The sequence below is a fragment of the Herbiconiux sp. 11R-BC genome, assembly GCF_049472555.1.
In the GTDB taxonomy this organism is placed as follows: Bacteria; Actinomycetota; Actinomycetes; order Actinomycetales; family Microbacteriaceae; genus Herbiconiux.
Map to the genome: position 1 here is coordinate 156,519 of NZ_JBCEBO010000003.1, position 11,864 is coordinate 168,382.

Annotated in this window: 10 protein-coding genes; 9 read left to right on the top strand and 1 reads right to left on the bottom strand. The window is 70.8% G+C overall.

Translation table 11 applies throughout. The features are described from left to right. Positions 1 to 8: 8 nt before the first annotated feature. From VD659_RS09210 to VD659_RS09245, 8 genes are all read left to right on the top strand, one after another. Positions 9 to 803 carry a DUF4166 domain-containing protein gene (locus VD659_RS09210; RefSeq protein WP_423260804.1) on the top strand — a complete coding sequence of 265 codons (795 nt, stop codon included), beginning with the start codon at positions 9 to 11 and terminating at the stop codon, positions 801 to 803. Then, positions 800 to 1,807, top strand: a complete 1,008-nt coding sequence (locus tag VD659_RS09215) for an epimerase (RefSeq protein WP_423260805.1) — start codon at positions 800 to 802, stop codon at positions 1,805 to 1,807. Before VD659_RS09210 ends, VD659_RS09215 begins: the two co-directional genes overlap by 4 nt. 9 nt (positions 1,808 to 1,816) lie before the next feature. Further along, positions 1,817 to 3,007, top strand: coding sequence for an amidohydrolase family protein (locus tag VD659_RS09220; protein ID WP_423260806.1), 1,191 nt, complete (start codon positions 1,817 to 1,819; stop codon positions 3,005 to 3,007). Positions 3,008 to 3,218: 211 nt separating this feature from the next. Beyond that, complete coding sequence (gene rpsA / locus VD659_RS09225; RefSeq protein WP_137835709.1) at positions 3,219 to 4,670, top strand: 30S ribosomal protein S1; 1,452 nt, start codon at positions 3,219 to 3,221, stop codon at positions 4,668 to 4,670. A gap of 155 nt (positions 4,671 to 4,825) precedes the next feature. Continuing rightward, on the top strand, positions 4,826 to 5,443 hold the full coding sequence (gene coaE, locus VD659_RS09230) for a dephospho-CoA kinase (protein WP_423260807.1): 618 nt from the start codon (positions 4,826 to 4,828) through the stop codon (positions 5,441 to 5,443). After that, complete coding sequence (locus VD659_RS09235) at positions 5,440 to 6,204, top strand: LamB/YcsF family protein (protein WP_423260808.1); 765 nt, start codon at positions 5,440 to 5,442, stop codon at positions 6,202 to 6,204. Before coaE ends, VD659_RS09235 begins: the two co-directional genes overlap by 4 nt. After that, positions 6,201 to 7,250: a carboxyltransferase domain-containing protein gene (locus tag VD659_RS09240; RefSeq protein WP_423260809.1), complete on the top strand. Its 1,050-nt coding sequence runs from the start codon at positions 6,201 to 6,203 to the stop codon at positions 7,248 to 7,250. The genes VD659_RS09235 and VD659_RS09240 overlap by 4 nt, the downstream gene beginning before the upstream one ends. A 150-nt stretch (positions 7,251 to 7,400) precedes the next feature. Continuing rightward, complete coding sequence (locus tag VD659_RS09245; RefSeq protein ID WP_423260810.1) at positions 7,401 to 8,396, top strand: biotin-dependent carboxyltransferase family protein; 996 nt, start codon at positions 7,401 to 7,403, stop codon at positions 8,394 to 8,396. A gap of 95 nt (positions 8,397 to 8,491) precedes the next feature. Here the strand turns inward: VD659_RS09245 and VD659_RS09250 are convergent, their stop codons facing one another. Then, positions 8,492 to 9,517: a 6-phosphofructokinase gene (locus VD659_RS09250; protein ID WP_423260811.1), complete on the bottom strand. Its 1,026-nt coding sequence runs from the start codon at positions 9,515 to 9,517 to the stop codon at positions 8,492 to 8,494. A 115-nt stretch (positions 9,518 to 9,632) separates the two neighbouring features. Between VD659_RS09250 and uvrB the strand changes: the two genes are divergently transcribed. Next, positions 9,633 to 11,702 carry an excinuclease ABC subunit UvrB gene (gene uvrB / locus VD659_RS09255; RefSeq protein WP_423260812.1) on the top strand — a complete coding sequence of 690 codons (2,070 nt, stop codon included), beginning with the start codon at positions 9,633 to 9,635 and terminating at the stop codon, positions 11,700 to 11,702. Positions 11,703 to 11,864 lie beyond the last annotated feature (162 nt).

The following is an 11,864-nucleotide window of genomic DNA, read 5'->3' on the forward strand; positions in this document are numbered from 1 at the left end:
CGAGAACCATGGCTCCCGCACCGCGTTCTCCCTACGAGCTCACCGTGGGCTCCGGCCTCGACGACCTGCACCCCGTGCTGCGCCGCTACTTCGGGGTCGTCCCGGCGGGCCATCGCGGCCACGGCAGCGGCGTGTTCGAGGTGGTCGGCACCCCGCGGCGGTGGCTCTGGCCGGCACTCCGGGTACTGGCGGCCCAGCAGATCCTGTTCCCGGTCTGGCAGAAGAACGTGCCGTTCACCGTCGTCAACGCCCCGCTCACCGACCGCGACGGCCGCACCGCGGTCGTGGCCGTGCGGCGCTTCCACTTCCTCACGGGGCCCGCGGTGATGGTCGACGCGATCACCGCCGAGAACCCCGGCCCCGACGGCCTCGTCGACCACCTCGGCCTCGGCCGCCGCTTCCGGGTGCGGCTCTCGGCCCGCGTGGTACGGGGCGAGTTCCATCTGCACTCCCGCAGTGTCGAACTGCGGATCGGGCGCCACCACTTCGCGCTGCCTCGGGCCGTCGCGCCGCGTCTCGCTCTGATCGAGCGCTTCGACGACGCCGCCGACGGGGGAGCGGGAGCGCAGCGCGTCACCGTGCACCTCGACGCGCCCCTCCTCGGCCGCCTCTACGAGTACACGGGCACCTTCCACTACGAGCTGAGGCCCGAGACCGCCGCCGGGACCGAGACCGAGCCCGAAGCCACCGAAGCTGCAGCCACCGAGGCTGCAGCCGCAGCCGACGAACCCGCACCTGCAGCGCCCACATCTGCCGAGCCCGAATCCACCGAGCCCGACCCGGCCGGGGACACCCGGCCGTGACGGCTCCAGCACCCCGCCGACGCGTGGTCGTCGCCGGCGCCTCCGGCTTCATCGGCGCCCGTCTCGTCGAGTCCTTCCGCGCCGAGGGCGCCGAGGTGCTGCTCGTCGGCCGCACCGGACCGGATGCGCGCTGGGGCGACCCCGCCTCCCTCGCCCGGGCGGTCGACGGCGCCGACCTGCTGGTCAACCTCGCCGGCAAGAGCGTGAACTGCCGCTACACGGCGGAGAACCGCCGGGAGATCTTCCGCTCCCGGCTCGACACCACCCGCGAACTCCGCGAGGCGGTGGCGGCCGCGGAGCATCCGCCGGCGCTCTGGATCAACTCCTCCACCGCCACCATCTACCGGCACGCCGACGACCGCCCGATGACGGAGTCGGCCGGCGAGATCGGCGAGGGCTTCTCGGTGAACGTCGCGACGAGCTGGGAGGAGGAGTTCTTCCGCGGCGATCTGCCTGCCACCCGCCGGGTGGCGCTCCGCATGGCGATCGTGCTGGGCGACGGCAGCGCGCTCACCCCCCTCGTGATGCTGGCCAGGGCTGGCCTCGGCGGCCCGCAGTTCGACGGCCGCTGGCCGGCCACCCGGGCCCGCCTGGCGGCCGGAACCCGGCACCGCTACCGCCCGCGCAGCCGCGGAGGCCGGCAGAGGTTCAGCTGGATCCATCTCGACGACGTGCTCGGCATCATCCGCTTCCTCGACGCCCACCCCGAGATCGACGGCCCGGTCAACGCCTCCGCACCGACACCCACCGACAACCGCACCTTCATGGCCTCGGTGCGCCGCGCGGCCGGCGCCCGGTTCGGGCTGCCCACCTGGCGCTGGATGCTCGAGCTCGGCTCCGCGGTCATCCGCACCGAGACCGAGCTCGTGCTGAAGAGCCGGTGGGCGCTGCCCGAGCGGCTCGAGGCGGCCGGGTACCGGTTCCTCTTCCACCGGCACGACGACGCCCTCGCCGACATCGTGACGAAACGCGGCCGTCATCGCCCGGTGACGAAGAGCCTCTAGCCTGGCCGCATGATCGTCGACGCCCACGTGCACTTCACCCCGCCCGGCATGCTCGAGACGATCGCCCGCACGCAGGACGAGCCCTACTGGGAGTTCATCATGACTCCCGACGCCAAGAACCAGAGCGAGCAGTCGTTCCTCACCGCCGAGCGGATGATCGCCGACATGGACGCCGCGGGCGTCGACCGGGTGTTCCTCCTCGCCGGCTACCAGCAGAGCGCCCGCGGCTGCCGAGAGGCGAACGACACCGTGCTGGCGCTCGCCTCGGAGTTCCCCGGCCGCATCGTGCCCTTCGTCTCGCTCACCCCGGCGGCGGCCGGCACCCCGGCGGGGCGGGCCATGCTCGACGAGCTCGACCGCTGCCTCGACCGCGGCGCCGCCGGCGTGGGCGAGCTCAACCCCTACGCGCAGGGCTGCGCGCTCGACGGCCCCGAGCTGCGCGCGGTGACGGATGCCTGCACCGAGCGGGGCATCCCGCTCACCGTGCACGTGAGCGAGGAGGTGGGCCGCTTCTACTTCGGCAAGAGCACGCCGCGCCTGGGGGAGTACTACGAGTTCGCCCGCTCGGTGCCCGAGCTCAAGCTCGTTCTCGCGCACTGGGGCGGCGGCCTGTTCTTCTTCGAGATGATGCCGCTCGTGGCCGAGCAGCTGGCGCATGTCTCCTACGACACGGCGGCGTCTCCGTTGCTGTACCCCACGTCATCCGTGTTCCGGGTGGCGGCCGAGACGCTCGCGCCGCACAAGGTGCTCTACGGCAGCGACTACCCGCTGCGGAACGTCCCCGTCACCCCCGAGCATCCCGACTCCTCGTTCGAGCCGTTCCTCGCCCAGATGGCGGCCGACGGGCTCGGCGAGGCCACGCATCCGGGCCTCTACGGCGAGAACGCCCTGCGCCTGATCGACCGCGCCGAGCCGGCCCGGCGGGGAACCACGACGGATGCGGTGCTCGCCGAGGAGGTCGCCGCCAGCCGCGCCCTCGCCGACCGTCTCGAGCTGCCCGTCGACCCCTTCGCCTCCGTGGCGCTGGTGGCCCGCCGATACCCGGCGACGAAGCCGGTGTTCGAACGCTTCGGCATCCCGCACACCAACACGACCGTGCCCGTGTGGGAGCCGATCGTGCAGTCGGCGGCCGCGCGGGGCATCCCCTCGGCGCGTCAGGCGGAGCTGATCGACGAGCTCAACCGGGTCATCGGCAGCTGAGAGCCGGAATGCCGGGAGCCTCCCGGATGTTGCATGAGGAGACCCCGGGAAACGCAGCTTGCCGCGTCCGGCGCCACGAGGCTAGACTAGAGCGTCACTTCTGTGACCAATCATCCGCCTGCCGATCGCGACAGTGCCCATTCAACAGCACGCAGAACCTCGCAACACCCGCGACCGGCCCGAACCATGTCCATAACGGAGCAACCACTACATGACAATCGCAACGACCGAAAAGGCAACCAAGCAGGTCGCCATCAATGACATCGGATCTGCTGAAGACTTTCTCGCCGCGGTCGAAAAGACTCTGAAATTCTTCAACGACGGAGACCTCATCGAAGGCACCGTCGTGAAGATCGACCGCGACGAGGTCCTCCTCGACGTCGGTTACAAGACGGAGGGTGTCATCCCTTCGCGTGAACTCTCCATCAAGCACGATGTCGACCCGACCGAGGTCGTTCAGGTCGGTGACTTGGTCGAGGCCCTCGTCCTCCAGAAGGAAGACAAAGAAGGCCGCCTCATCCTGTCGAAGAAGCGCGCGCAGTACGAGCGTGCGTGGGGCGACGTCGAGAAGATCAAGGACGCCGACGGCGTGGTGACCGGTTCGGTCATCGAGGTCGTCAAGGGTGGCCTCATCGTCGACATCGGACTCCGCGGCTTCCTGCCGGCTTCGCTGATCGAGCTCCGCCGCGTTCGCGACCTGACCCCCTACCTGGGCCAGGAGATCGAGGCGAAGATCCTCGAGCTCGACAAGAACCGCAACAACGTCGTTCTGTCGCGCCGCGCCCTGCTCGAGCAGACGCAGTCCGAGAGCCGCACCACCTTCCTCAACAACCTCCAGAAGGGGCAGGTCCGCAAGGGCGTCGTCTCGTCGATCGTCAACTTCGGTGCGTTCGTGGATCTGGGCGGCGTCGACGGCCTCGTGCACGTCTCCGAGCTGTCCTGGAAGCACATCGAGCACGCCTCCGAGGTCGTCGAGGTGGGCCAGGAGGTCACCGTCGAGATCCTCGAGGTCGACCTCGACCGCGAGCGCGTGTCGCTCTCGCTCAAGGCCACCCAGGAAGACCCGTGGCAGGTGTTCGCCCGTACCCACGCCATCGGCCAGGTCGCGCCCGGAAAGGTCACCAAGCTGGTGCCGTTCGGTGCGTTCGTCCGCGTCGCCGAGGGCATCGAGGGTCTGGTGCACATCTCCGAGCTCTCCGGCAAGCACGTCGAGCTCGCCGAGCAGGTCGTGTCGGTCGGCGACGAGGTCTTCGTCAAGGTCATCGACATCGACCTCGAGCGTCGCCGCATCAGCCTCTCGCTGAAGCAGGCCAACGACGGCGTCGACCCCGAGGGCACCGAGTTCGACCCGGCGCTCTACGGCATGCTCACCGAGTACGACGACCAGGGCAACTACAAGTACCCTGAGGGCTTCGACCCGGAGACCAACGAGTGGAAGGAAGGCTTCGACGCTCAGCGCGAGGCTTGGGAGCAGCAGTACGCTGAGGCCCAGGCTCGCTGGGAGGCGCACAAGAAGCAGGTCGCTGCCTCGGCTGCCGACGCTGCCGCGAGCGACATCCCCTCGGGTGCCTCCTCGTTCTCGAGCGAGTCGACCGGAGCCGGCACCCTCGCCGACGACGAGACCCTCGCCGCCCTGCGCGAGAAGCTCAGCTCGAACTCCTAAGCAGTTCTGCAGCACAGCACAGCGTGAATGGCCGTCCCTTCGGGGGCGGCCATTCGCCGTTCCGGCCGTCAACCGGCCGCGAGGTCGCGCAAAGCGCTCGCCCGGCCACAGTTCAGAGCCGTTCGCGCAACCTCAAGCCCCGCTAGCATGAGCAGGTGTTCGTGATCGCACTCACCGGGGGAATCGCCGCAGGCAAGTCGACGGTGACGAAGCGTCTGCGCGAGCTCGGTGCCGTCACGATCGATGCCGACCAGCTCGCGCGCGAGGCCGTGGAGCCCGGCACCCCGGGGCTGGCCGCGATCCGTGACCGTTTCGGCGCCTCCGTCATCGCACCCGACGGCAGCCTCGACCGGCCGGCACTCGGCGCCATCGTGTTCGCCGACGAAGCCGCACGGCTCGATCTCAACGGCATCACGCATCCGGCCATCGCGGCCCTGCTGAAGCAGCGCCTCGCCGAGACCGCCGCCGCCGACCCGGATGCGGTGGTCGTCTACGACGTGCCCCTCCTGGCCGAGAGCGGCGGGCGCCGCGGCGGCCTGTTCGAGTTCGTGGTGGTGGTGGAGGCCCCCGCCGAGCAGCGGGTCGAGCGCCTGATCGCGCTGCGGGGGATGCCCCGGGACGAGGCCGAGCGGCGCATCGCGTCGCAGGCCTCCGATGCCGAGCGCCGTGCCCTGGCCGACGTCGTGATCGACTCCGGGGGCACCCTCGACGAGACGCTCGCGCAGGTCGACGCGGCCTGGGAGCGCCTTCTCCGGGAAGCGCGGCGGGCATGACCGGCATCGACCTGAACGCCGACCTGGGCGAGTCGTTCGGCGCCTGGCGGCTCGGCGACGACGCCGCCATGCTCGAGCTCGTGACGAGCGCGAACGTGGCCTGCGGCTTCCACGCCGGCGACCCGACCACCCTGCTCGACACCGTGCGGCTCGCGGCGAACCGCGCAGTGGCGGTGGGGGCGCAGGTCTCCTACCCCGATCTGCGGGGGTTCGGGCGGCGGGCCCTGGACATCCCGGCCGCCGATCTCACGGCCGACGTGATCTACCAGATCGGAGCGCTGCAAGGCCTTGCGACTGCCGCCGGCACCCGGGTGCGGTACGTGAAGCCCCACGGCGCCCTCTACAACCGCATCGTGCACGACGACGAACAGGCGGCGGCGGTCGTCGACGCGATCGTGGCGATCGACCCGACGCTCTCCGTGGTCGGGCTCCCCGACTCCGAGTTCGGCCGCATCGCCGAAGCCGAGGGGCTGCGTTTCGTGCCCGAGGCCTTCGCCGACCGCGCCTACCTCGCCGACGGGACCCTCGTGCCCCGCACCCGGCCCGGTGCAGTGCTGCACGACCCGGAGGAGATCGCCGAGCGGATGCTGCGCCTCGCGACCGAGGGGATCCTGACGGCGGTCGACGGCACCGAGATCGCCGTCTCGGCCGAGACCATCTGCGTGCACGGCGACACCGCCGACGCCGTGGCGATCGCCCGCGTACTGCGCCGCCGACTCGAGGCCGCCGGGCTCACGATCGCGGCGTTCTCGGCGCGATGACCATCCTGCCGGTGGGGGAGGCGGCCCTGCTGGCCGAGCTCCCGGACGCGCGGTCGACGCTCGCGCTCTACCGACGTCTACGCGGCGACGCCGGAACCGGCAGCGAGCCGGCCGGCCCGAGCGCGCCCTCCGGTTCCGCCGCGGTCGGCGGGCCCGACGCGCCGGGCCGGCCGGTCGCTGCGCGAGCGAGCTCGGCGGCCGGCGAGCCAGGCGAGTCGGACGGATGGGACGAGCTCGGCACGACACGTGACACGGGTGCGGCGCGGGACGGGATGGTCACTGCTCGAGCGAACCGCCCGGCCGGCTCGCCGGACGGATGGCACGAGCTCGGCACGACACGTGACCCGGGTGCCGCGCGGGACGGGATGGTTGCTGCTCGAGCGCGCAGCACGGCCGGCGAGCCGCACGGCTCGGCGGGACCGGGTGCCACACGCGGCGCAGGCGCGGCGCCGGCCGGGGTGGTGGAGATCGTGCCGGCAGCGCGCACCGTGCTGGTGCAGTTCGATCCGGCGGTGCTCTCGCCGGCGTCCGCCCGGGTGTGGCTCGCGGCGGCGATGTCCTCTCTGCGCCTGGCCGGCACAGGCCCGGAGGTCGGCGCCGCGCGGGCCGGCACGCCCGGTGACGGCGGCCCGCGCCTCGTCGCGCCACCGGCCTCCGAGCCGGCGGCGGAGCCGATCGAGATCGCGGTGCGCTACGACGGCCCCGACCTGGCCGCGGTGGCCGAGCTCACGGGCGCATCCGTCGACGCGGTGATCGCCGCTCACACCGGGCAGCTCTGGACGGCCGCCTTCATCGGCTTCGCCCCCGGATTCGCCTACCTCAGCGGCGAGAACGAGAGCCTGACCGTGCCGCGCCGGGTCACGCCGCGCCCGGTGGTGCACGCCGGCTCGGTCGGCCTCGCCGCCGGGTACTGCGGCATCTACCCGCGTGAGTCTCCTGGGGGCTGGCAGCTCATCGGCACCACCTCGGCAACGCTCTGGGACGCCGCCCTCCCCGACCCGGCACTGCTGGCGCCCGGTGCACGGGTGAGGTTCGTGCGTGTCTGAGTGCAGCGAGGCGGCCCCTACCGCTTCGGCCCCGCGCCATTGGCGCTCCGCACGCCGCAGCGCGGGGGAACGTCGCTCGAGGCAGCGACCCGGGGCTGCCGACGGCCGGGACGGCGGGGACGACGACCGGCACACCGAGGAGCTCTCGCCATGAGCGAGGACGGCCGCGCCGCGCTCGAGGTGCTCGCCACCGGCCCGCTGGCTCTCCTGCAGGACCTCGGCCGGCCGGGGTTCGCGCACCTCGGCGTCACCGCCTCCGGAGCCGCCGACCGGGGCGCCTTCACCGCGGCGAACCGGCTCGTCGGCAACCCGGCACACGCGGCGGCCATCGAGACGGTGTTCGGCGGGCTCGAGGTGAGGGCTCTCAGGGCGATGCTGGTGGCAGTGACCGGGGCGGCGGCATCCGTGTTCCACGTGCGGCCGGGCCGAGCGCCGGTCGAGCAGCCCAGTGGATGCTCGCTCGCGCTGCTCGCCGGTGACCGTGTGCTGCTCGGCCCGCCCACCACGGGCCTCCGCAACTACCTGGCGGTGCGCGGCGGAATCGGGGTCGATGCGGTTCTCGGCAGCCGCTCCACCGACATCCTGAGCGGCCTCGGACCGCGGCCTCTCGTGCCCGGCGCCCGGCTCCCGCTCGCCGACGAACCCGATTCAGCCCGTGCGTCCGGCGCCCGACTCCTACTCCCGCACGACCCCGAGGCGGCCGGCGACCACCCTACGATGGCCGGGTGGCCCGAGGCCACGGTCATCCCGCCGGCGCTCCCCGGCGAGGGACCGGCCGTGCTGCAGGTGACCCGCGGACCGCGTGACGATTGGTTCGGCGCATCCGGCTGGTCGACACTGCTCGCCACCACCTGGACCGTGGGCGCCGACTCGAACCGCGTCGGCATCCGGCTCGAGACGGCGACCACAGCGACCACGTCGACAGCGGCGATCTCCTGGCTCGACGATGCCCGCGAGCTGCCGAGCGAGGGCATGGTGGCGGGCGCGGTGCAGGTTCCGCCGAGCGGTCAGCCCGTGGTGTTCCACCGTGACCACCCGGTCACGGGCGGCTACCCCGTGATCGGAGTGCTCACCGAGGCTGCCGTCGACCGGGCGGCGCAGCTCCGGCCAGGGGACATGATGCGCTTCCGCGAGCTTTTCGGTTGAAGGATGCAGAAACGGCGGGGACCGACGTCGAATAGGGCGTCAGTCCCCGCCGTTTCTGCATCCGCCAACAGAAGCGCACGGATGCATCTGACGCGTCAGCCGAAGAGCATCGCCGCTTCGTCGTAGCGGTGCTGCGGCACCACCTTGAGCTTGCCGAGGGCCTCCTCGAAGCCGACCGTGACGATCTCGGTGCCGCGCAGCGCCACCATCTGGCCCCAGGCCGACTCGTTCACGATGTCGGAGGCCGCCATGCCCAGGCGCGTGGCGAGAACGCGGTCATAGGCGGTCGGCACGCCACCGCGCTGGATGTGCCCGAGCGTGGTGGCGCGGGTCTCGATGCCGGTGAGCTCCTCGATCATTGGAGCCAGACGCTCGCCGATGCCGCCGAGGCGGGGACGGCCGAAGGCGTCGAGGCCGCGCTCGGAGTGCGCGTCGTCTTCATGGTCGGGCATGAAACCCTCGGCCACGACGACGAGGGGCGCACGACCGCGGTCGGCGGCGCTCTGTACCCAGCGGGCGACCTGGTCCATGCTCGTCTTCTGCTCCGGGATGAGGATGGCGTGCGCGCCCGCGGCCATGCCCGAGTGCAGCGCGATCCAGCCCACGTGCCGGCCCATCACCTCGGCCACCATGCAGCGGCTGTGCGAGTCGCCGGTGGTGCGCAGTCGGTCCATGGCCTCGGTGGCGATCTCCACCGCGGTGTCGAAGCCGAAGGTGTAGTCGGTGGCGTCGAGGTCGTTGTCGACCGTCTTCGGCACGCCCACGATCTTGAGGCCCGCATCCGTCAGTCGCTTCGCAGCCGCGAGGGTTCCTTCTCCGCCGATGGCCATGATGGCGTCGATACCGTTGGCGTCGAGCATCTCCTGGATGCGCTCGGGGCCGCCGTTGCCCTCGAAGGGGTTCGTGCGGGAGGTGCCCAGGATGGTGCCGCCCTGCTTCGCGATGCCGCGCACGTTGCTGCGCTCGAGGGGCAGGATGTCGCCGTTGACGACACCGCGCCAGCCGTCTCGGAAGCCGACGAATTCTTGCCCGTTGATCTCGGTGCCCTTGAGCACCGCGCCCCGGATGACCGCGTTCAGACCCGGGCAGTCGCCGCCGCTGGTCAGGATGCCTATTCTCATGTGTTCTCTGCCTCGAGGTGGTGGTGAGGTGGTGGACGGCGCCGCCGGTCGGCCGGCGATGACGCTGAGAGCGAGCACCGACCCTGATGTCGGCGGCCCTCCCTAAACTTAATGCATGGAACCCACTCGCTCTGTACACCCCTTCGAGGTCATCAGTGAATACACGCCGAGTGGAGACCAACCGGCCGCCATCGCCGAACTCGCGGGCCGCATCAACGCCGGCGAGACCGACGTGGTGCTCCTGGGCGCCACCGGAACAGGCAAGTCGGCCACCACGGCCTGGCTGATCGAGCAGGTGCAGCGGCCCACGCTCGTGCTCGCGCACAACAAGACGCTGGCGGCGCAGCTGGCGAACGAGTTCCGCGAGCTGATGCCCAACAACGCGGTCGAGTACTTCGTGTCCTACTACGACTACTACCAGCCCGAGGCCTACGTGCCCCAGACCGACACCTTCATCGAGAAGGACAGCTCGGTCAACGCCGAGGTGGAGCGGCTGCGGCACTCCACCACGAACTCGCTGCTCTCGCGGCGCGACGTCATCGTGGTGTCGACGGTGTCGTGCATCTACGGCCTCGGTGCGCCCGAGCAGTACCTCAAGGCGATGATCGCCCTCCAGGTGGGGCAGCGCATCGATCGCGACAAGCTGATCCGCCGCTTCGTGTCGATGCAGTACCAGCGCAACGACGTCGACTTCTCGCGCGGCAACTTCCGGGTGCGTGGCGACACCATCGAGATCATCCCGATGTACGAAGAGCTCGCCATCCGCATCGAGATGTTCGGCGACGAGATCGAGGGGCTCTACAGCCTGCATCCGCTCACCGGCGACATCGTGAAGAAGCTCGAGAGCGTCGCCGTCTTCCCCGGTTCGCACTACGTGGCCGACACCGAGGTGATGCACCGCGCCATCGAGACCATCCAGACCGAGCTGCACGACCGCCTGGCCGTGCTCGAGCGCGAGGGCAAGCTCCTCGAGGCGCAACGACTCCGGATGCGCACCACCTTCGACCTCGAGATGATGGAGCAGATCGGCTTCTGCTCCGGCATCGAGAACTACTCGCGGCACATCGACGGGCGCCAGCCGGGGGAGGCCCCGCACTGCCTTCTCGACTTCTTCCCCGACGACTTCCTGGTGGTGATCGACGAGTCGCACGTCACGGTGCCCCAGATCGGCGCCATGTACGAGGGCGACTCCTCGCGCAAGCGCACCCTGGTCGACCACGGCTTCCGCCTGCCGAGCGCCCTCGACAACCGTCCGCTGAAGTGGAACGAGTTCAAAGACCGCGTCGGCCAGACGGTCTACCTCTCGGCGACGCCCGGCCGCTACGAGATGGGCATCGCCGACGGCGTGGTGGAGCAGATCATCCGCCCCACCGGACTCATCGACCCGACGCTCATCGTCAAGCCCTCGAAGGGGCAGATCGACGACCTGCTCGAGGAGATCCGCATCCGCGCGGCGAAAGACGAGCGCGTGCTCGTCACCACGCTCACGAAGAAGATGGCGGAGGAGCTCACCGACTTCCTCACGGAGGCCGGTGTGCGGGTGCGGTATCTGCACTCGGATGTCGACACCCTGCGCCGTGTGGAGCTGCTCACCGAACTGCGCCAGGGCGTCTACGACGTGCTCGTGGGCATCAACCTGCTGCGCGAGGGCCTCGACCTGCCCGAGGTGTCGCTCGTCGCCATCCTCGACGCCGACAAGGAGGGCTTCCTGCGCTCGTCGACCTCGCTCATCCAGACCATCGGGCGCGCGGCGCGCAACGTGTCGGGCGAGGTGCACCTCTACGCCGACAAGATGACCGACTCGATGCGGCTGGCCATCGACGAGACCGACCGTCGGCGCGAGAAGCAGGTCGCCTACAACACGCTGCACGGCATCGACCCGCAGCCGCTGCGCAAGAAGATCGCCGACATCACCGAGGCGCTCGCCCGTGAGGGCGCCGACACCGCCGAGCTGCTGCGCGACCGCTCCGGGCGCGGCAAGAAGAGCCCCACGCCGAACCTCCGCCGCGAGGGAATCGCCGCCGCCGGCGCCAACGACCTCGAGTCGATCATCGCCGACCTCAACGGCCAGATGCTCGAGGCCGCCGCCGAGCTCAAGTTCGAGCTCGCCGGGCGCCTGCGCGACGAGGTCGCCGAGCTCAAGCGCGAGCTCCGCCAGATGGAGAAGGCCGGCCACATCGCCTGAGCACGGCCGCGGTGACCGCCCGAAACGACGGAGGCGTGTGCGCAATTCGGATGCGCACTCCGTCGTTTCCGTCTCAGCCCCGATTCCTCCGTCGTTTCGGGTGTTGGGATGCCGCCGTGAGCGTAATCGGAAGCCGGTGTCGGAGGGTCGACATAGACTTTC

Coding starts and splice junctions, on each gene's coding strand:
- VD659_RS09210 (WP_423260804.1), top strand. CDS start 9: ATGGCTCCCGCACCGCGTTCTCCCTACGAGCTCACCGTGGGCTCCGGC.
- VD659_RS09220 (WP_423260806.1), top strand. CDS start 1,817: ATGATCGTCGACGCCCACGTGCACTTCACCCCGCCCGGCATGCTCGAG.
- rpsA (WP_137835709.1), top strand. CDS start 3,219: ATGACAATCGCAACGACCGAAAAGGCAACCAAGCAGGTCGCCATCAAT.
- VD659_RS09235 (WP_423260808.1), top strand. CDS start 5,440: ATGACCGGCATCGACCTGAACGCCGACCTGGGCGAGTCGTTCGGCGCC.
- VD659_RS09240 (WP_423260809.1), top strand. CDS start 6,201: ATGACCATCCTGCCGGTGGGGGAGGCGGCCCTGCTGGCCGAGCTCCCG.
- VD659_RS09245 (WP_423260810.1), top strand. CDS start 7,401: ATGAGCGAGGACGGCCGCGCCGCGCTCGAGGTGCTCGCCACCGGCCCG.
- VD659_RS09250 (WP_423260811.1), bottom strand. CDS start 9,517: ATGAGAATAGGCATCCTGACCAGCGGCGGCGACTGCCCGGGTCTGAAC.
- uvrB (WP_423260812.1), top strand. CDS start 9,633: ATGGAACCCACTCGCTCTGTACACCCCTTCGAGGTCATCAGTGAATAC.